The following is a 19,694-nucleotide window of genomic DNA, read 5'->3' on the forward strand; positions in this document are numbered from 1 at the left end:
AATGGGACCGTCATGGCCGGAACCATCGAGGACTACGCGCTCCTCGGAGACCTGCAGACCGCCGCCCTGGTCGGACGGGACGGATCGGTCGACTGGCTCTGCCTGCCCCGGTTCGACTCCCCCAGCTGCTTCGCCGGACTGCTCGGCACCGACCGGCACGGCGGCTGGCGGCTGGCCCCCGCCGCGGGCGGCTCCTGCACCGGGCGCAGCTACCACCCGGCCAGCCTGGTGCTGGAGTCCCGCTGGGACACCCCCACCGGCTCGGTCCGGATCACCGACTTCATGCCCCAGCGGGACCGGTTCCCCCGCCTGGTCCGGATCGTCGAGGGCCTCTCCGGCAGCGTCGAGATGCGGGGCGAGCTGCGGCTGCGGTTCAACCACGGCCGGATCGAGCCCTGGGTCCGCCGCACCGACCACCACCGGATCGCGGTGGCCGGGCCCGACTCGGCCTGGCTGCGGGTGCCCCCGGGCGTGCACACCTGGGGCGAGGACGGGGCCACCGCCTCGGAGTTCACCGTCCACCAGGGCGAGCAGGTCCCGTTCGTGCTCACCTGGCAGCCGTCCCACCGCACCGGCACGCCCCGGCTGGACCCGGCCGAGCTGCTCCGCCGCACCCTGGCCGACTGGCAGTCCTGGGCCGACGGCTTCCGCTACCGGGGCCCGTACCGCGAGCAGGTGCTGCGCTCGCTGATCACCCTGAAGGCGCTCACCTACGACCCGACCGGCGGCATCGTGGCCGCGCCGACCGCCTCGCTGCCCGAGCTGCTCGGCGGCGAGCGCAACTGGGACTACCGGTTCTGCTGGCTGCGGGACTCCAGCATGACGCTGGCCGCGCTGCTGCGCGGCGGCTTCCGGGACGAGGCGGCGGCCTGGCGCGAGTGGCTGCTGCGGGCGATCGCGGGCGACCCCGGCGACCTGCAGGCGGTGTACGGGGTGGCGGGCGAGCGCACCCTGCCGGAGACCTCGGCCGACTGGCTGCCCGGCTACCGCGGCTCCACCCCGGTCCGGTTCGGCAACGCCGCCGTCCGGCAGCTCCAACTCGACGTCTACGGCGAGGTGTTGGACACCCTCCAGCTCGCCTACCTGGCGGGCATCCCGATGGAGCGCAAGGTCTGGGGCCTGCTCCGCAGCCTGATGGAGTTCCTGGAGCTGCACTGGCGCGAGCCGGACGAGGGGCTGTGGGAAGTCCGGGGCGTCAGACGGCAGTTCGTGCACTCCAAGGTGATGGTCTGGGTGGCCGCCGACCGCGCCGTCCGGCTCGCCGAGGCCACCGGCCTGCCCGCGCCGCTGGACCGCTGGCGGGCGCTGCGCGACACCGTGCACGCCGAGGTCTGCGAGTACGGCTACCACGCCGGCCGCGGGGTCTTCGTCCAGTCGTACGGCGCCGAGGAGTTGGACGCCGCGACGCTGTTCATCGCCAAGTCCGGCTTCCTGCCCCCGGACGACCCCCGGGTGGTGCGCACGGTGGACGCGGTACGGGCCGAGCTCGACCACGGCGGCTTCGTCCGCCGCTACCGCACCGCACCGGGCACCGACGGGCTGCCCGGCTCCGAAGGCGCCTTCCTGGCCTGCTCGTTCTGGCTGGCCGACGCACTGGCCGCGACCGGGCGGCGGACCGAGGCCAGGGAACTGTTCGAGCGGGTGCTGGCGCTCACCAACGACCTCGGCCTGCTGGCCGAGGAGTACGACCCGGACCGGCGGCACCAACTCGGCAACGCCCCCCAGGCGTTCACCCATGTCGCCCTGGTGAACACCGCCTTCGCCCTGGCCGACGCGGACAGCTCGGACATGGACTAGCGGCCGACCCCGTCGCCGCGGGGTCGGCCGCCGATCCATGCCGACGGGTCAGCTCGCGGTGCAGCTCAGCGTCGGGGCGGAGTTGCTGCCGGAGTAGCTCGCGCCGAACCCGAAGGAGGTGCTGCCGCCGGTCCCGATCGCGCCGTTGTAGCCGGCGTTGACCACCGAGACCGAGCTGCCGCTCTGGCTGACCGTGCCGTTCCACAGGTTGGTGACCTGCTGGTTGCCCGGCCAGGTCCAGGTGACCTTCCAGCTCTTGGTGGCCGCGGTACCGGTGTTGGTGACCGTGACGTCGGCGTTGAAGCCGGCGCCCCAGTCACTGCTCACCTTGTAGGTCGCGGCGCACCCGACGTTGCCGGTGCCACCCCCGGTCGAGGTGGTGACGCTCAGCGCGGCGGAGGCCGCCGAGACGTTGCCGGCCGCGTCGCGGGCCTTCACCGTGTAGCTGTACGCCGTCGCGGCGGTCAGACCGCTGTCCGCGTACGAGGTGCCGGTCGAGGTCCCGACCTGCACACCGTTGCGGAAGACCTGGTAGCCCGTCACACCGACGTTGTCGGTCGAAGCGGTCCAACCCAGGGTCAGACCCGAGGCGGTGACATTGCTCGCGACCAGCCCGGCCGGGACGGACGGAGCGGTGGTGTCACTGGTCCCCGCCGAGGTGGTGACGCTCAGCGCGGCGGAGGCCGCCGAGACGTTGCCGGCCGCGTCGCGGGCCTTCACCGTGTAGCTGTACGCGGTCGCGGCGGTCAGACCGCTGTCCGCGTACGAGGTGGTGGCCGAGGTGCCGACCTGCACACCGTTGCGGAAGACCTGGTACCCAGTCACACCGACGTTGTCAGTCGAAGCGGTCCAACCCAGGGTCAGACCCGAGGCGGTGACGCTGCTCGCGACCAGCCCGGACGGAACGGACGGAGCGGTGGTGTCGGAGGTGCCGCCGCCGACCGGCGGGTAGGCGTTGCGGAGCAGCTCCTGGAACTGGGCGGAGAACCAGGCCCCGGCCAGCGGCGCGTCCGGCAGCGCGCCGGACATGTTGTTGTTGTTGCGCGGGTTGCCGGTGTACGTGGGGTCGCACATCCGGTCGAAGCCCTTGCCCTGGTCGTTCGCGATCGCCTTGCTGGCGCCGTCCGACTCACCCGGGGGCTTGACCCAGACGTAGGCGTCGATGCCCGCCTCGGGCGCGGCGGTCGGCCGCTCGCCGAGACCCGCACCGGACTGGTTGCACCAGTTGCCGGCCTGGAAGCGGCGGTCGAGGCGGCCGCCGTCGACGTACGCGTCACCACTGGTCTGCGGGCCCGGGCCGGTCGGACGGTTCGGGCCGCCCCAGCCGTTGCGGGAGGTGTCGATCAGCATGCCGATGTTCGACGGGAAGCCGACCTCGACCGCCTTGGCCCGGAAGGCCTGGGCGTAGGACAGCTCGTCGACGTAGCGGTTCCAGTCCACCCACTTGGAGGTGCCCCGGATCGACTGGCCGCCGACGGTGTCGTTGATGGTGAAGTACGGCTCCTTCAGCGTCGAGTAGTTGGCGGTGTTGACGATGAAGCCGTGCACGTTGGCCGGGGTGGAGCCGGAGGCGTTGGCGGCCTGGAGCAGCAGGTTGGCGGTCGGGGTGAAGTTGGAGTCCCAGCCCAGCCAGCCGTGGTGGCCCGCGTCGATGTAGTTGTAGACGTTGGAGACCGCGCCCAGCTTGGCCAGGGCGTAGCCGACGCCGGTCACGTAGTTGCCGTTCGCCTTCATCACGTCGCAGGCGGCGGTGGCGGTGGCGGTGCCGCCGGCGTTGGTGATCAGGTTCGGCAGCGAGTCGATCTCGATCGTGGTGACGATCCGCAGGCTCGCGTAGGCCGGGTCGGCCAGGATCGCGGCGATCGGGTCGATGTAGTCGGTCTTGTAGCGGCCGATCTCGGTCGGGCCGAGTTCGCCGTTGGAGGCCAGCGCGGCACAGTCGCGGCCGGGCAGGTTGTAGATGACCACCTGGAAGACGTAGGGCTTGCCCGCGGCCGTGGCCTGGCTGACGGCGGCGTTCAGGTGGGCCCGCAGGCCCATCGAGCCGGTGCTGCCGTTGATCGCGGCGATCCGGTCCAGCCAGACGGCGGTCGGCTGGGAGGACACGGCCGAACCGCCGGGCTCGGCGGCGGCCTTGGCGGCCCACTCGGGGTTCACGTAGACGCCGGCGCCGACATAGGGGTTGTCGACCTTGGCCGCGGCGTGGGCACCGGTGGCCATCGGGAGCAGGGTTGCCGCGCCGAGAGCGGCCGCGAGGGCGGCCGTTCGGAGGCGGCGGAGGAGCTTTCCTGACACGTGCGGATTCCTTTCGGGTGGGGGAGATCCGGTGGGGCGGACGGTGCGGGAGCCATCCGTACCCGTGGGAGCGCTCCCATAAAGAACGAGTCGAGCGGCGCCACAGGGAGGACTGGATGGGGTGTGGCAACGCGGGACCGACTCGGCGGGTGAACAACTCCCCGCATCTCAGGGCGGCCCCTGAGTTCACGGCATATCAACCCATGAAGGCGCGGAGGCGTCAAGCGTTCTGACCGACTTCAGCAAGTGAACACGGCGCTTCCCATGGGAGCGCTCCCGAAACGGAGTTGACGGTGTCTCGTGAGAACCTCGGGGCCCCACCCTTACGGAGGCCGCCCGATGCCCGTCCGCCCCAGGATCGACGACCAGCAGCGCCGCGCCCGCCTGGCGACCCGTCAGCTGCTCGCCCCGGCCCACCGGGCCGGCTCGCCCGAGCAGCTCGCCGAGTCCCTGCTGGCCCTGCACGCCTCCGATCCCGCGAGCGTCTTCCTCTCCGCCGCCGCCCGGCTCGCCGATCCCGAACCGGCCGCGCTGGAGCGGGCGTTGTACGAGGACCGGGCCCTCCTGCGGCTGCACGGTATGCGGCGCACGCTGTTCGTGGTACCGACCGGGCTGGCGCCGGTGGTGTATGCCTCCAGCACCCGGAAGGTCGCCGAGCGGGAGCGGCGCGGCCTGCTGGCCTTCGCCGCCGAGGGCGGGTTCGACGCTGCCTGGCTGGCCGGCGTCGAGCGCCGTACGCTGCTCGCGCTGACCCAGACCGGCCCGGCCACCGCCGCGCAACTCGGCAAACTGGTACCCGAGTTGCGCGAGACGATCACGGTCTCCCGGGGCAAGGCGTACGAGGCGGGCCAGACCATCGGGCTGCGGCTGCTTCGGGTGCTCGCGATGGAGAACGAGATCGTCCGGGGCCGCCCGATCGGGGGCTGGACCAGCGGGCAGTACTGGTGGGCGGTCCAGGACGCCCTGCCCGAACTCCCGGTCGCCGAGGCCCAGGCGGAGCTGACCCGCCGCTGGCTGACCGCCTTCGGCCCCGCCACCTTCGACGACGTCAAGTGGTGGACGGGCTGGGGCGTCCGGGAGGTCAGGGCCGCGCTGGCGGCCTGCGGCGCGGTGCCCGTCGACCTCGACTGCGGCGAGGGCCACGCCCTCCCGGACGACCTGGACCCGGTGCCCGAACCCGCCCCGTGGGCCGCCCTGCTCCCCTCGCTGGACCCCACTCCGATGGGCTGGCAGCAGCGCGACTGGTACCTGCCTGTCGCCCACCGGGCCGAACTGGTCGACCGCTCCGGCAACATCGGCCCGACCGTCTGGTGGAACGGCCGGGTGGTCGGCGGCTGGGCCCAGCACCCCGACGGCCGGGTGCGCTGGGAGGCCCTCGAACCGCTGCCCCGCGAGGCCCGCACCGCGATCGACGCCGAGGCCGACCGCCTCGCCCACTGGCTCGGGCCGGCCCGGGTCACGCCGCGCTTCCGCACCTCGCTGGAGCGCCGCCTGGCGGGCTGACCCGGCCAACTCGGTACCGTGGCGCCATGACTGATGACCCGGTGGCGCACTTCTACGACCAGCTCGCCGACGACTACCACCTGATCTACCGGGACTGGAAGGCGAGCATGGAGCGGCAGGGCGCCAGTCTGGACGCGCTCATCCGCACCGCGCTCGGCCCGGAGCCCGCCTCGGTGCTGGACTGCTCCTGCGGCATCGGCACCCAGGCGGTCCCGCTGGCCCGCCTCGGCCACCAGGTCACGGGTGCCGACCTCAGTCTGGGCGCGGTCGCCCGGGCCGCCCGGGAGGCCGCGCTCCGGGGTCTCGCCCTCCCGGCGGTCGCGGCCGACATGCGGCAACTGCCGTTCGATGACTGCCGGTTCGATGTGGTGGTGTGCGCGGACAACGCCCTCCCGCACCTGCTCACCGCCGAGGACGTGCACCGCGCGCTGGCGGGCATGCGCCGGGTCCTGCGCAGCGGCGGGCTGCTGGTGCTGAGCACCCGTCCCTACGACGAGCTGCTGATCACCCGGCCGGTCTCCACCCCGCCGCAGCAGTCGGAGGGCCCGGACGGCCGGGTGGTGACCTTCCAGCTCTGGCACTGGCACCCGGATGGCGAACGCTACGATCTGGAGCACTTCCGCCTCGCCCCGGACGGCACCGGCTGGGACGTCGCCGTCCGGCGCTCCACCTACTGGGCGCTGACCCAGCGGCAGTTGGCCGGTCTGGCCGCCGACGCGGGCTTCACCGAGATCAGCTGGGAGTCGCCGGAGCGCACCGGCTTCTTCCAGCCGGTGCTCACCGCCCGGGTGCCGTGACCACCGGGCCCGGCTCACCGCACCCGGGTCGCCACGGGGTGTTCGAGCGGGAGGGCCGACGGCCGGTCAGGCAGCCACGGCGGGCTGCTCGGGCGGGGCCTCACCACGGGCCGCCGCGCGGGCCGGCACTGCGGCGGGGTTCCGGCCGAGGGCGCCGGCGATCAGCACCAGCGCAGCGGTGAGGGCGGTGACCAGGGCGAACGAGGCGCGCAGGGACACGGCCTGGCCGATCAGTCCGATGGTGGCGGGCGCGCTCAGACCGGCCGTGTAGGTGATGGTGGCCACGCCTGCCACGGCCCGGGTCGGGTCGGCGGTCCGCCCGGCGGCGGCGAAGGCGAGCGGGACCACGACGGCGACTCCGATCCCGATCAGGCCGAAGCCGGGGATGGCGAGGTGGGGCGAATCGGCACCGACCACGAGCAGTCCGCCGAGGGTGGCGACGGATCCGCCGACCCGGACGCTGCGGACCGGGCCGAGCCGACGGACGGCGAGGTCGCCGACCAGGCGGGCGGCGGTCATGGTGGCGGCGAAGGCGGTGAAGCTGGCGGCGGCGACCGCGGGCGAGGCGCCGGTGACGTCGCGCAGGTAGACGCCCGCCCAGTCCATGCTGGAGCCCTCGGCGAAGACGGAGCAGAACCCGACCAGACCGATCGCCAGGGCGGCTCGCGGCGGCAGGGCGAAGCGCGGCGGGGCCTGCTCGGTCTTCGACTCCGCTGCGGCGCTGCTGTCGCCCGGGATGCTCAGGCCGTTGCAGACCAGTACGGCCAGGACGGTGAGGACCAGTGAGGTGACGGCCAGTTGGATCCGGGCGTCGAACTGCCGGTTGGCCGCGAGGACGCCGAAGCCCGAGGCGATCAGTCCACCCGCGCTCCAGAGGCCGTGCAGGCCCGACATGATCGACCGGCCGAGCCGCTGCTCGACCTCCACGCCCTGCGCGTTCAGCTGGACCGAGGCCATGCCCGAGATGGCGCCGTACCCGAACAGGACCAGCCACAGCACCGCCAGGTTCGGCGCCAGGGCGGGCAGCGCCAGAGACAGGCACCAGAGCGCCATCAGGGCCCGCAGTGCCGCTCGCGGACCGAAGCGGTGGACCACGTGTCCGGCCAACGGCATCCCGAGGAAGGCGCCGACGGCGGGGGCGAGCAGCGCCGCACCGAGCTGACCGGCACTCAGGTCCAGCTGGTGCTGGATCCACGGGATCCGGGTGACGAAGCTGCCCGTCACCGCCCCGTGGATCGCGAACACCGCGCTGAACCGCATCCTGGCCCGCCTGGCCTCCTGATAGCCGTCCATCGACCCGGTTCCTCCCCCTGCTGAGCATGCCTGCCGGAAGCCGGGAGGACCCTCGGATCGCGCAAAGTGCCCTCCTGGCGCAAGAAAACTATCAGGAAGGATCCCTGATAGAAAGAGTCCGAAATCGACCCCGGTTCCGGCCGCACCGGAAGCCCCCGGGGTGCGGCCCTAGTTCGGGAAGAGCCAGCGCCGCAGCAGGCGGGTGGCGACCGGGAGGGCGAGGTAGGTCATCAGCGTGCTGATCAGCGGCGCCAGGATCAGGGAGCGGGCCAGCACCGGAAGGGTGGCCAGGTGCGGGGTGAGGTAGAAGTTGGCCGTGGTGGTGAGCGGGGCGATGGCCAGGGTGGAGGCGATCGCCATCTTCCAGCGCGGAGCCGGGGTGCGGCGGGCACCGGCTGCGGTGGTGGCGAACCAGCCCTCCATGCCGAGCAGTTCGCGCCGGGCCACCTCGACGTGGTGGCCGTCGGCCTTGGCGAAGCAGGCGGCCCGGGCCGGGGAGTCCTGCCAGGCCTGGAACGACTCGGCGTCCTGGAAGTGCAGCAGCAGGTGCCAGGGGTCGCCGGGGCCGGCCGGGCGCAGCAGGCCGGTGCCCAGGTTTCCGGGGTGGTCGGCGGCGGCGCGCAGGATGGCCCGGGCCCACACCTCGAACTGCTCCTCGTACCCGGGGTCGACCCGTCGGGCCACGAAGAGGGTGGCCTCTTCCCCGCTGTGTCCGTCCTGCCGTACGTCCGTGCCCATGGTGGCGAACCCCCGATCCGCCCGCAGCCTATGCGGCGCGGGCGGTCGGGGAGAAGCCCGGACGAATCGTGCACTGACACAGCCCCGACCTGCGGCGGGCCCGGTTCAGTCGGCGGTTCCTCCGACGGCCGGCCAGGTCCGTTCCCGGGGCGGGGCAGCGGTTGCCACAGCGGCGGCGGGGAACAGCCACCGCCGCAGCAGGCGGGTGGCGAGCGGCAGCGCGGCGTACGTCATCAGGACGCTGATCACCGGCGCCAGCAGCAGCGAGCGGGCCGCCACCGGCAGGGCATCCAGGTGCGGGGTGAGGTAGAGGTTGGCGCCCAGGGTGAGCGGGGCGATGGCCACCGTGGAGGCGGCGGCCATCTTCCAGCGCGGGGCGGGACGGCTCCGGGCGGCAGCGGCGGTGCTGGCGAACCAGCCCTCCATGCCGAGCAGTTCACGCCGGGCCACCTCCATGTGGTGGCCCTGGGCGGCGGCCAGGCAGGCGGCCCGGACCGGGGAGTGCTGCCAGGCCCGGTAGGCGTCGCCGTCCCGGAAGTGCAGCAGCAGGTGCCACGGCTCGGCCGGGTCCGCCGGCGGCAGCAGGCCGGTGCCCAGCGTGCCGGGGTGGGCGGTGGCGGCGTCCAGGATCGATCTCGCCCAGACCTCGAACTGGCGCTCGTAGCCCGGGTCGACCTGCTCGGCCACGTACAGGGTGACTTCTCCGCCATCTTTCTGTGGGGTCATCTCCCGCCCCTCCTCACTCCTCGGCAGCGTACGGCGCCCGGCCGACCACTGTCGCGCCCCTGACAGGTCGTCCACTGACCGTGAACCCCTTGGGCCACCTGGGCTGTCGCCGTTTCGGAGCAGCCTGCCGCGGTGCGCACTGACCCGGACTCCGTCAGGTCGGAGCGGTCCGGGACGGGTGATCCGTGAGCGGTTGGTCACGCTCCGCGACCTGACACAGTCGTGCCGCCTGCCCGTACACGCACCGCCCCGCCGCGGCCCGGCTCCCTAGGCTGAGCAGGGACGCCCGCCCACTCGGCCCTCGTTCCGTTGCCGACGATCGGTTGGTCGCTGTTGACTGGATCCTGATCTGTTTTGGCGCGTTCTGCTCGGCATCGAGGTTTGTTCCATTGCAGACTGAGCAGGAACCTCCGGGCCTCGAATCACTACCCAAGGAATGGTGAGTCCGGTGATACCCCTACGCCCCAATCCGGCGCCCGCCCAGTCGGCACCTCAGCAGCAGGCGGTGGAGACACCGATCCCGCTGACCGAATCAGCCGCGCTGAGCCATCTGGCCGGGATCTGTTTCAAGATCGGACCCCCTCGGTTGATCGGGGTGGAAGCCGAGTGGTTCGTCCACGACAGCGACTGTCCGGAGTTACCGATCGACCCGCGTCGCCTGGCCGACGCCCTCGCCACCCTCCCCACCCACCAGGACCCTGGTGCACCCGCCCCGCTGCTTCCCTCGGGCGCCGGTCTCACCTACGAACCGGGCGGACAGGTCGAGCTCAGCTCCCCGCCCGCCGCCAGCCCCGAACAGTGCGCCGACGGCATGCTGCGGGACCAGGCCACCCTCCGCACCGCCCTCGCCGCCCACGGGTTGCGGCTCACCGGCAGCGGCACCGACCCGCTCGGCCGGGAACGCCTGATGCGGCTCGACCACCCCCGCTACCTGGCGATGGAGCAGCACTTCGACCGGCTCGGCCCCTGGGGCCGGGTGATGATGACCGGCACCGCCTCGGCCCAGGTCAGTGTGGACGCGGGCACCGAGCACGGCGCCCACGCCTTCACCCGGCGGTGGCAGCTGGTGCACCGGCTCGGCCCGGTCCTGGTGGCCGCCTTCGCCAACTCGCCCCTGCTGGACGGCCAGGCCACCGGCTACCGGTCCACCCGTCAGCTGGTCTGGTCCCGGATGGACCCCAGCCGCACCCTGGCCCCCCGCTCCGCCGGCGACCCGCGCGAGCGCTGGGCCGAGTACGTGCTGGACGCCGAGGTGCTCTGCGTCCGCCGCCCGGACGGCCTGCCGTGGACCGCCCCGGCGGGGCTGACCTTCCGCGGCTGGCTGCGCGGCGGGGGCGAGCGGCCGCCGACCCTGGCCGACCTCGACTACCACCGCACCACCCTGTTCCCGCCGGTCCGGCCGCACGGGTACCTGGAGCTGCGCATGATCGACGCGCAGCCCGGCGAGGGCTGGCAGGTGCCGCTGGCCCTGGTCGGCGCACTGCTGGACGACCCGGTGGCGGCCGACGCCGCCGAGGAGGCGCTCGAACCGCTGGGCACGCCCTCCCGCCGGGACCGCCACCCCCCGCGCACCGAGCTCTGGCACCGGGCGGCCACCCTCGCGCTGGCCGACCCGCAGCTCCGCCGGGCCGCACTGGCCTGCTTCGGCGCCGCCGACCAGGCACTGGCCCGCCGGGAGAAGGCCCTCGGCGGCACGTCCCGGCTGCGGACTGCGCTCACGGACTTCGCCGAGCGCTACCCGGCCCGCGGCCGCTGCCCCGCCGACGACCAGTTGGACGCCCTGCGCACCGGCGCCCTTCCCCACGCCCTGGAGACCGCAGCATGCTGAACGCCGACACCGAGCCCGGCACCACCCCGACGGCCGGCCACCATCCCGGCACCGACCGCTCCGGCTCCGAGGCCCTGCGCGAGCGGATCGCCACCGAGCTGCTCGCCGCCCGCGAACGCACCGCCGGGCTGACCGCGCTCGACGACCACGACCTGATCGCCCAGCACTCCCCACTGATGTCCCCGCTGGTCTGGGACCTGGCGCACATCGGCAACCAGGAGGAGCTCTGGCTGCTGCGCGACATCGGCGGCCGGGACCCGATCCACCCGGAGATCGACCCGCTCTACGACGCCTTCGAGCACCCGCGCGCCGAACGCCCCAAGCTGCCGCTGCTGCCGCCCGACCAGGCCCGGGCGTACGCCCACGAAGTGCGCGGCCGGGTGCTCGACCTGCTCACCACCACCCCACTGGACGGCGAGCGCCCGCTGCTGCGCGACGGGTTCGCCTTCGGCATGATCGTCCAGCACGAGCAGCAGCACGACGAGACCATGCTCATCACCCATCAGCTCCGCAAGGGCCCGGGCGCGCTCACCGCTCCCCCGCCGCCGGCCACCGCCACCGGCCCGCTGCCGGCCGAGGTGCTGATCCCCGGCGGCCCGTTCACCATGGGCACCGACACCGAGCCGTGGTCGCTGGACAACGAGCGCCCCACCCACCGGGTGGACGTGCCCGCCTTCCACCTGGACACCACCCCGGTGAGCAACGGCGCCTACCAGGAGTTCATCGCCGACGGCGGCTACGACGACCCGCGCTGGTGGACCGCCGCGGGGTGGGCGCACCGGCAGCAGGCCGGCCTGTCCGCCCCGCTGTACTGGAGCCGCGACGGCGGCCAGTGGCTGCGCCTCCGCTTCGGCGCGGTCGAGCCGGTGCCCGCCGCCGAGCCGGTGCTGCACGTCAGCTGGTACGAGGCCGACGCGTACGCCCGCTGGGCCGGCCGGCGGCTGCCGACCGAGGCGGAGTGGGAGAAGGCGGCCCGGCACGACCCGGCCGCGGACCGCTCCCGCCGCTACCCCTGGGGCGACCAGGAGCCGACCGACGAGCTGGCCAACCTGGGCCAGCGGCACCTCCAGCCCGCGCCGGTCGGCAGCTACCCGGCGGGCGAATCCGCCTACGGGGTGCGGCAGTTGATGGGCGACGTGTGGGAGTGGACGTCGAGCGACTTCCTGCCCTACCCGGGCTTCCGGGCCTGGCCGTACCAGGAGTACTCGGAGGTCTTCTTCGGCCCGGAGTACAAGGTGCTGCGCGGCGGCTGCTTCGCCGCCGCCCCGGTCGCCAGCCGGGGGACCTTCCGGAACTGGGACTACCCGATCCGGCGGCAGATCTTCTCCGGCTTCCGCACCGCCCGGGACGGCGAGGTGCGCTGATGTGCCGTCATCTCGCCTACCTGGGGCCTTCGGTGGCCCTGCACGAGCTGGTGGTGGCGCCGCCGGAGGGGCTGTACCGGCAGTCCTGGGCGCCGCGGCTGCAGCAGTACGGCACCGTGAACGCGGACGGCTTCGGGGTCGGCTGGTACGCCGAGGGCGACCCCGTCCCGGCTCGGTACCGGCGCCCGGGGCCGATCTGGGCCGACGAGGGCTTCGCCGACCTGGCCCGGGTGGTGCGCTCGGGTGCGGTGCTGGCCGCCGTCCGGTCCGCCACCGCCGGGTGCGCCTCGGGCGAGGCGGCGGCGGCGCCGTTCGCGGCCGAGCAGTGGCTGTTCAGCCACAACGGGGCACTGCCGGACTGGCCGGACGGCCTCGGTGCGCTGGCCGCCCTGCTGCCGCCCGCCGAGCTGCTGAACCTGACCGCCCGCACCGACTCCGCGCTGGTCTGGGCGCTCGCCCTGCACCACCTGCGGGACGGCGCCGGACTGGACGAGGCGCTGGCCGCCACCGTGCACGAGGTGGCCAAGCACTCCGAGGGGCGGCTCAACCTGCTGCTCACCGACGGCAGTTCGATCGCCGCCACCGCCTGGGGCGACACGCTCTGCTACCGCACCGCCCCCGGTTCGGTGCTGGTCGCCTCGGAGCCCTCCGACGACCTCCCGGGCTGGCACCGGCTGCCGGACCGCTCACTGCTGCTCGCCGACCTGCACGGCGTGACCGTCTCCTCCCTCACCTGACCGCCCGACCGACCGAGCAAGGGAACACCGCTGTGAAGACCTACGAGCTGACCCGCCTGCTGGCCGCCGACCACTTCAGCCACGCGCTACGGCACGACGTGCGCAGCGGTCTGACGGCGAATCCGAAGTCGCTGCCGCCGAAGTGGTTCTACGACGCCCGGGGCAGCGAGCTGTTCGAGGAGATCACCCGGCTGCCGGAGTACTACCCGACCCGGGCCGAGCGGGAGATCCTGACCGCCCGGGCCGGCGAGATCGCCGCCGCCACCGGCGCCCGCACCCTGGTCGAGCTGGGCTCCGGCTCCTCGGAGAAGACCCGGCTGCTGCTGGACGCGCTGCGCGACCTCGGCACCCTGCACACCTACGTACCCGTCGACGTCAGCGAGAGCGCGCTGGCGGCCGCCGCCGAGGCGCTCACCGCCGACTACCCGGAGCTGACCACGCACGCGGTGGTCTCCGACTTCACCCAGGGCCTCGGCCTGCCGCCGGGCGAGGGGCCGCGCCTGGTGGTCTTCCTCGGCGGCACGCTGGGCAATCTGCTCCCGGCCGAGCGGGCGGTGTTCCTGCGGGAGCTGCGCGAGGCGCTGGAGCCGGGCGACGCCCTGCTGCTCGGCACCGACCTGGTGAAGGACCCGGACGTGCTGGTCGCGGCGTACGACGACGCGGCCGGGGTGACCGCCGCCTTCAACAAGAACGTGCTCAGCGTGCTGAACCGGGAGCTGGGCGGCGACTTCGACCCCGAGCTGTTCGACCACGTCGCGCTCTGGGACGCCGAGCAGGAGTGGATCGAGATGCGGCTGCGGTCCCGGATCGCCCAGACCGTCAAGATCCGCGAGCTGGACCTGCCGGTGCACTTCGAGCGCGGCGAGGAGCTGCGGACCGAGATCTCGGCGAAGTTCCGCCGCGACCGGGTGGAGAAGGAACTCGGCGCGGCCGGGCTGAAGTTGACCCAGTGGTGGACGGACGAGGCGGGCCGGTTCGGCCTCTCGCTCGCCACCCTCTGACCGCTCGGCCCCGCACCGGGAGCAGCCCCCGACCGCCTCGGCGCTCGGGGGCTGCCGGTCGTCCGCGGTCGCCTGCGCGCGCACTTTAGCGGCTGATCACACCGGGACGGGTGCGATTCGCCCACTCCGCGCGCCCGGGCCGACACCTCCGGTACCCATGTCGGTAGGAGGGATGTGTCCTTGATCTTCAGTCGGCTCCGCACCCGCAAGTCCGCCCCGGTCGCCACCGTCGCCGTCCGGGGCTGCCCGTACACCCCGCCGGTGGTCGAACCCGAGCTCCCCGAGACCTCGTTGGCCGGGCAGGCGGTCGCGTTCGTCCGCCAGTTCCACCGGGAGCGGCCCGGCTCGGGCGATCCCGCGCCGAGGGTCCGTCAGGTGCTCGCCGAGATCGAGCGCACCGGCAGCTACGAGCACACCGCCGAGGAGCTGGCCTTCGGAGCCAGGGTGGCCTGGCGCAACGCCGCCCGCTGCATCGGCCGGCTGTACTGGCGCAGCCTGGTGGTCCGCGACCTGCGCCGGGTGGACTCCCCCGACGAGGTCGCCGAGCAGTGCTTCGAGCACCTGCGGGTGGCCACCAACGGCGGCCGGATCCGCCCGGTGATCACCGTCTTCGCCCCCGACCGGCCGGGGCGGCCGGGGCCGCAGATCGCCAACCAGCAGCTGGTCCGGTACGCCGGGCACGCCTCGGGGGCCGGGGACCCGGCCGGGGCGGCGCTCGCCGCGCAGGCCAGGGAGCTCGGCTGGAAGGGCGGCGAGGAGCGGTTCGAGGTGCTGCCGCTGCTGGTCCGCCGTCGTCCCGGGGACGAGCCGCAGTGGTACGAGCTGCCCGAGGACGCGGTGCTGGAGGTGGAGCTGACCCACCCCGAGCACGCCTGGTTCGGCGAGCTGGGGCTGCGCTGGTACGCGGTGCCCGCGATCAGCGACATGGCGCTGGAGATCGGCGGCATCCGCTACCCGGCCGCCCCGTTCAACGGCTGGTACATGGGCACCGAGATCGGCGCCCGCAACCTGGCCGACGCCGAGCGGTACGACCAGCTCCCGGTGGTGGCGGAGCGGCTGGGCCTGGACACCTCCTCGGAGCGCACCCTCTGGCGGGACCGCGCCCTGGTCGAGCTGAACGTCGCCGTGCTGCACTCGTTCCAGGAGGCGGGCGTCACGATGGCCGACCACCACACCGAGTCCGAGCGCTTCCTCAAGCACATCGCCCAGGAGCAACGGCTCGGGCGCCCCACCCCCGCCGACTGGAGCTGGATCGTGCCGCCGGTCTCCGGCGGGCTGACCCCGGTCTACCACCGCTACTACGACGCGGTGGACCCGGACACCCGCCCGGCCTTCCTGCCCCGCTGAACCCCGCCCGGCCTAGGCTGGTCGGGGAGGTGCCCGATGGCCGGGATCACCGTGCGGACCGCGACCCTGCGGGAAGGCCTCAGGCTCCCGTACGCCGAGGTGGGCGCAGGCGCACCGGTCGTGTTCGTGCACGGCTGGGGGGACACCTGGCGGGCCTTCGAACCGGTGCTGCGGCAGCTGCCCGCCGGTCTGCACGCGTACGCCTTCACCCAGCGCGGCCACGGGGACGCCGACCGGCCGGCCGACGGCTACACCCCGGCCGCACTGGCCGACGATCTGATCGCCTTCCTGGACTCGGTCGGCCTCGGGCGGGCGGTCCTGGTCGGCGGCTCCAGCGGCGGGGTGCAGGCCCGGATCGCGGCCGCCCGGCACCCGGACCGGGTGGCCGGCCTGGTCCTGCTCGGGGTGCCCGCCACGCTCGCCGACAAGCCTGCCGCCCGCGCGGTCCGGGAGCTGGTGCGGGAGCTGCGCGATCCGGTCGGGCGGGAGTTCGCCGAGGCGTTCAGCAGCGGTCTCACCGGCGGCGGGGTGGAGCCGGAGTTCCTGGCGGCCATGGTCGCCGAGAGCCTGAAGGCACCGGCCCGGGTCTGGCGGGACACCATGCTCGGCCTGCTCGACACCGACCTGCGGGCCACCCTGGACCGGATCACGGTGCCGACCCTGGTCGTGTGGGGAGACCGCGACCAGCTGCTGCCCCGCTCGGACCAGCAGGTGATCCTGGACGCCGTTCCGGGCTCGCGGCTGGTGGTGCACCAGGGCGCGGGCCATCTCCTCTACTGGGAGCGCCCGGGGGACGTCGCGCGTGACATCGGTGGGTTCGTGCGCTCCGTCGCCTGACCCGGGCGCCCCGAAAACCGGTCGCGGCCGGGTGCGCCGAGCGGACAGAGTGGACCGCGTTCGCCATGCCAGGGGAGGAATCACCATGTCGACACTGCGGGTCACAGCCGAGCGGCTCACCATCCTGACCCACCCCAACGCCGACGCGCTGGAGCTGGCCCAGGTCGGCCTCTACCGGGCCGTCGTCGCCAAGGGCGCTTACCGCACCGGCGAGTTGGCCGTCTACATCCCGGAGCAGGCGGTGCTGCCGCCCGCGCTGATCGAGGAGCTGGGCCTGACCGGGCGGCTCGCGGGCGGCTCGCAGGACCGGGTCAAGGCGGTCCGGCTGCGCGGTGAGCTCTCCCAGGGCATCGTCTGCCGCCCCGCCGCGCTGGCCGGCACCGACCTGGCCGAAGCGGCCGACAGCGGTGCGGACTTCGCCGAGCGGCTCGGCATCACCAAGTGGGTCCCGCCGATCCCGATCGGCATGAGCGGCGACGTGGAGTCGGCGCCGGAGCTGCTGCCCTGGGTGGACATCGAGAACCTCAAGCGCTTCCCCGACATCTTCGAGCCGGGCGAGCCGGTGGTCATCACCGAGAAGCTGCACGGCAGTTGCTGCCTGGTCACGTTCCACGCCGACTCCGGCACCGTCCAGGTCTCCTCGAAGGGGATCGGCGCGCAGCGCCTGGCGCTGCGCGAGGACGAGGGGAACCTGTACTGGCGGGCCGTCCGGGCGCACGGGATCCCGGCGGTGGCGGCCGAGTTGGCGCAGCGGCTCGGCGCCAGCCGGGTCGGGGTGTTCGGCGAGGTGTTCGGCGCCGGGGTCCAGGACCTGACGTACGGGGAGTCGGGCCGCACCGAGCTGCCGGGCTACGCGGCCTTCGACGTCTCGGCGGTGATCGACGGCGAGCCGATCTGGCTGGACGCGGCCGAACTGCTGGCCGGGAAGCTGCCGTTGGTGCCGCAGCTGTGGCGCGGGCCGTTCGACCCGGAGACCGTCCTCGCACTGGCGGACGGCCGGGAGACCTTCTCCGGGCGGGAGCTGCACCTCCGCGAGGGCGTGGTGGTCCGGCCCGTGCTGGAGCGGTACAGCCCGGTGACCGGGGGCCGGGCGATCGCCAAGGTGGTCAGCGGGGCGTACCTGACCCGCAAGGGCGGCACCGAGTACGAGTGACCCGACCGGCCGCCGGCCGAGCGGAATTCGGTTGCCCCGGCGTCCGGCAGGACCGACACTGCGCGGGTGACAGAACGAAGCGTGACGGTGTTGGTGACGTACCAGGGTGAGCAGCTCGGCGAGATCGGGCCGTTCCCGGTGGCGGCGCCGCGCTGGCAGGAAGTCGGCGAGGTGGCACGGGAGTCGGAGCTCCGGCTCGGGGTGCCGGTGCACGTGCTCCGGCTGCTGACCCATGACAGCCCCGACACCGGGATCGGCGGCTCGGTCGCCTACCACGCCGAGGCGCTGCGGCTCCCCGGGGCCGAACTCACCGGCTCAGCGCTCACGGTGGGCGAGGACCCGCTCCGGGCGCCGTGGGCCACCCCGGCCGGGCTGCGGTCCGCGCTGGAGTGGGCCGCCGCCGCGGCGCGGGCGGTCGGCCCGGCCGAGCAGGTGAAGAGCTGGAACCTGTCCGGCCTGTACCGGCTGCCGACCGCCGACGGACCGGTCTGGCTGAAGACCACGCCCGCGTTCGCCGTCCCGGAGGCCGAGGTGATCGGCCTGCTGGCCTCCGTCGACCCGGAGTTGGTGCCGCCGGTGCTGGCCGCCGCCGAGGGCCGGCTGCTGCTCGGCCACCTGCCCGGGGTGGACTGCTGGGGTCTGCCGGACGACGGGATGCTCGACGCCGTCCCGCGCCTGGTCGCCGCCCAGGCCGCCCTGGCGGGCCGCGCCGCCGTCCTGCCGGACCGCACCCCGCGCACCCTGCCGGAGCGGTTCGCCGCGCTGCTCCCCCGGCTGGTGCTGACCGCCGCCGAGCGGGCCGACGCCGACCGGCTGCTCGCCGATCTCCCGGTACTGATCGAGGAGTTGGCGGCCTGCGGGCTGCCCGAGACGCTGGTGCACGGCGACTTCCACCCGGGCAACTGGCGCTTCGACGGCGCCCGCAACGTGCTCATCGACTTCTCCGACAGCTACTACGGCCATCCCGCCGTCGACGGCCTGCGGCCGCAGGACTTCCTCGACCGGGAGCGCTGGGAGACGGTCCGCCGGCTCTGGATCGACGCCTGGACCGCCCATGCCCCCGGCTCCGACCCGGCGCGGGCGCTGGAGCTGGCCGAGCCGCTGGTGCACCTCGGCTACGCCGTCCGCTACCAGGAGTTCCTGGACGGCATCGAGGCGACCGAGCGGGTCTACCACCACGGCGACCCGGAGTCGGAGACCCGGGCCGCGCTGGCCTGCCGCTGACCGCAGGCCGGCGGCGGCCGGCCGCTCAGCCGAGCAGGTGCGGGGCGTGCGTCCGGACGGCCTGCAGCAGCTCGGCGCGCGAGGGGTTGACCATCGCGTGCCCCGCCACGGTCACGGTCGGGACGGTCTCGTTCCCGTCCGCGACCGAGCGGACGAAGGCCGCCGCCTCGGGGTGGCGCCAGATGTTGACCCAGCGGCGCGGGACCCGGGTGACCAGCAGCTTCAGGAAGAGCAACAGGCAGAACGTGCACATCGGTCGCCAGTAGACGACCACGGCCTCGCGGTCCTCGGTCATGCCGGGTCCCCTCCCGTTGGACTGACGGTACGTCCGTAGCGTAGTTCCAGGCCGTCCAGCAGTGCCTCCAGCCCCGTCTCGAACGCGCCCTCGTCGATCCGCCGCCGGTGCTCGGCGAGCTTGTGGGCCTCACCGAGGTGCGGGTACTCCCCGGTGTACAGCGCGGCGTCCTCCGGGAAGCCGGCCGCGAACGAGCCGAGCGCCGAGCCGGTGATGAAGTACCGCATCAGGGCGCCGATCCGGGTGGCCTGGCCGCGCGGCCAGCCCGCCTCGACCAGGCAGCCGAACACGGCGTCGGCCAGCCGCAGCGCGTTCGGGCGCCGGCCCGGCCCCTGGGCCAGCACCGGGACCACGTTGGGGTGGGCGGCGAGCGCGGACCGGTAGGAGCGGGCCCAGTCGCGCAGCGCGGTCCGCCAGGGCGCCGGGGGCCGGAACATCGACAGGTCGACCTCCCCCATCACGCTGTCCACCACCGCGTCGAGCAGCTCGTCCTTGGTGGCGAAGTGGTTGTAGAGCGAGGGGCCGCTGACCGAGAGCTCGCCTGCCAGCCGACGGGTGGAGAGGGCGGCCAGCCCTTCCCGGTCCACCAGGGCGAGCGCGGCCGTGACGATCCGCTCGCGGCTGAGCAGCGGGGTGCGCGGGCGGGCCATGGTCGCTTCCTCCGGTCGGGTGGGGTTGCGGGCATTCTCGCAGGCTGCCCTTCACAGCCGCCCGGTGGCGGGCTACAGTCGATTAAAACTTGCACCGCTAGTTTTACTC

Annotated in this window: 17 protein-coding genes; 11 read left to right on the plus strand and 6 right to left on the minus strand. The window is 73.8% G+C overall.

The features are described 5' to 3' along the window. Positions 1–12: 12 nt before the first annotated feature. Entirely contained in the window at positions 13–1,797 is a 1,785-nt protein-coding gene (locus ABT118_RS23510; protein WP_350672263.1) for a glycoside hydrolase family 15 protein, read from the plus strand. 48 nt (positions 1,798–1,845) lie between these two features. Here ABT118_RS23510 and ABT118_RS23515 read toward each other — a convergent pair whose 3' ends face one another. Next, a complete protein-coding gene (locus ABT118_RS23515; RefSeq protein WP_350672592.1) occupies positions 1,846–4,017 on the minus strand; it encodes a glycoside hydrolase family 6 protein in 2,172 nt (723 codons plus the stop codon). Between the two features lie 414 nt (positions 4,018–4,431). Here ABT118_RS23515 and ABT118_RS23520 point away from each other — a divergent pair, with 414 nt between their 5' ends. Next, positions 4,432–5,595: a winged helix DNA-binding domain-containing protein gene (locus ABT118_RS23520; protein WP_350672265.1), complete on the plus strand. Its 1,164-nt coding sequence runs from the start codon at positions 4,432–4,434 to the stop codon at positions 5,593–5,595. A 26-nt stretch (positions 5,596–5,621) separates the two neighbouring features. Then, positions 5,622–6,392, plus strand: coding sequence for a class I SAM-dependent methyltransferase (locus ABT118_RS23525; protein ID WP_350672266.1), 771 nt, complete (start codon positions 5,622–5,624; stop codon positions 6,390–6,392). 66 nt (positions 6,393–6,458) lie between these two features. Here ABT118_RS23525 and ABT118_RS23530 read toward each other — a convergent pair whose 3' ends face one another. The 3 genes from ABT118_RS23530 to ABT118_RS23540 form a co-directional block, all read right to left on the minus strand. Beyond that, a complete protein-coding gene (locus ABT118_RS23530; protein ID WP_350672269.1) occupies positions 6,459–7,685 on the minus strand; it encodes an MFS transporter in 1,227 nt (408 codons plus the stop codon). Positions 7,686–7,853: 168 nt separating this feature from the next. Next, a complete protein-coding gene (locus ABT118_RS23535; RefSeq protein WP_350672272.1) occupies positions 7,854–8,423 on the minus strand; it encodes an antibiotic biosynthesis monooxygenase in 570 nt (189 codons plus the stop codon). 105 nt (positions 8,424–8,528) lie between these two features. Next, the gene (locus ABT118_RS23540; RefSeq protein WP_350672273.1) at positions 8,529–9,149 is read right to left on the minus strand and encodes an antibiotic biosynthesis monooxygenase; all 621 of its coding nucleotides are present in this window, start codon (positions 9,147–9,149) and stop codon (positions 8,529–8,531) included. Positions 9,150–9,735: 586 nt separating this feature from the next. Between ABT118_RS23540 and egtA the strand changes: the two genes are divergently transcribed. The 8 genes from egtA to ABT118_RS23580 all read left to right on the plus strand — a co-directional run bounded on the left by egtA (position 9,736) and on the right by ABT118_RS23580 (position 18,640). Beyond that, positions 9,736–10,977, plus strand: a complete 1,242-nt coding sequence (egtA, locus tag ABT118_RS23545) for an ergothioneine biosynthesis glutamate--cysteine ligase EgtA (RefSeq protein WP_502884647.1) — start codon at positions 9,736–9,738, stop codon at positions 10,975–10,977. Next, a complete protein-coding gene (gene egtB, locus ABT118_RS23550; protein WP_350672278.1) occupies positions 10,971–12,341 on the plus strand; it encodes an ergothioneine biosynthesis protein EgtB in 1,371 nt (456 codons plus the stop codon). The genes egtA and egtB overlap by 7 nt, the downstream gene beginning before the upstream one ends. Next, positions 12,341–13,078 (plus strand): ergothioneine biosynthesis protein EgtC, encoded by a 738-nt coding sequence (gene egtC / locus ABT118_RS23555; protein ID WP_350672282.1) that lies wholly within the window; start codon positions 12,341–12,343, stop codon positions 13,076–13,078. Before egtB ends, egtC begins: the two co-directional genes overlap by 1 nt. A gap of 32 nt (positions 13,079–13,110) precedes the next feature. Next, entirely contained in the window at positions 13,111–14,079 is a 969-nt protein-coding gene (gene egtD / locus ABT118_RS23560; RefSeq protein ID WP_350672284.1) for an L-histidine N(alpha)-methyltransferase, read from the plus strand. Positions 14,080–14,340: 261 nt separating this feature from the next. Beyond that, the gene (locus tag ABT118_RS23565; protein WP_502884655.1) at positions 14,341–15,426 is read left to right on the plus strand and encodes a nitric oxide synthase oxygenase; all 1,086 of its coding nucleotides are present in this window, start codon (positions 14,341–14,343) and stop codon (positions 15,424–15,426) included. Between the two features lie 36 nt (positions 15,427–15,462). Further along, complete coding sequence (locus ABT118_RS23570) at positions 15,463–16,263, plus strand: alpha/beta fold hydrolase (RefSeq protein WP_350672288.1); 801 nt, start codon at positions 15,463–15,465, stop codon at positions 16,261–16,263. Between the two features lie 85 nt (positions 16,264–16,348). Next, on the plus strand, positions 16,349–17,416 hold the full coding sequence (locus tag ABT118_RS23575; protein ID WP_350672290.1) for an RNA ligase (ATP): 1,068 nt from the start codon (positions 16,349–16,351) through the stop codon (positions 17,414–17,416). A gap of 66 nt (positions 17,417–17,482) precedes the next feature. Then, positions 17,483–18,640: an aminoglycoside phosphotransferase family protein gene (locus ABT118_RS23580; RefSeq protein WP_350672291.1), complete on the plus strand. Its 1,158-nt coding sequence runs from the start codon at positions 17,483–17,485 to the stop codon at positions 18,638–18,640. Between the two features lie 25 nt (positions 18,641–18,665). Here ABT118_RS23580 and ABT118_RS23585 read toward each other — a convergent pair whose 3' ends face one another. Together ABT118_RS23585 and ABT118_RS23590 are read right to left on the minus strand one after the other, a co-directional pair. Then, a complete protein-coding gene (locus tag ABT118_RS23585; RefSeq protein WP_350672294.1) occupies positions 18,666–18,935 on the minus strand; it encodes a glutaredoxin domain-containing protein in 270 nt (89 codons plus the stop codon). Continuing rightward, complete coding sequence (locus tag ABT118_RS23590; RefSeq protein ID WP_350672296.1) at positions 18,932–19,585, minus strand: TetR/AcrR family transcriptional regulator; 654 nt, start codon at positions 19,583–19,585, stop codon at positions 18,932–18,934. The genes ABT118_RS23585 and ABT118_RS23590 overlap by 4 nt, the downstream gene beginning before the upstream one ends. Positions 19,586–19,694: the final 109 nt, after the last annotated feature.

Origin of the sequence: Kitasatospora sp. NPDC002040 (genome assembly GCF_040296785.1) — a bacterium.
Lineage (GTDB): Bacteria > Actinomycetota > Actinomycetes > Streptomycetales > Streptomycetaceae > Kitasatospora.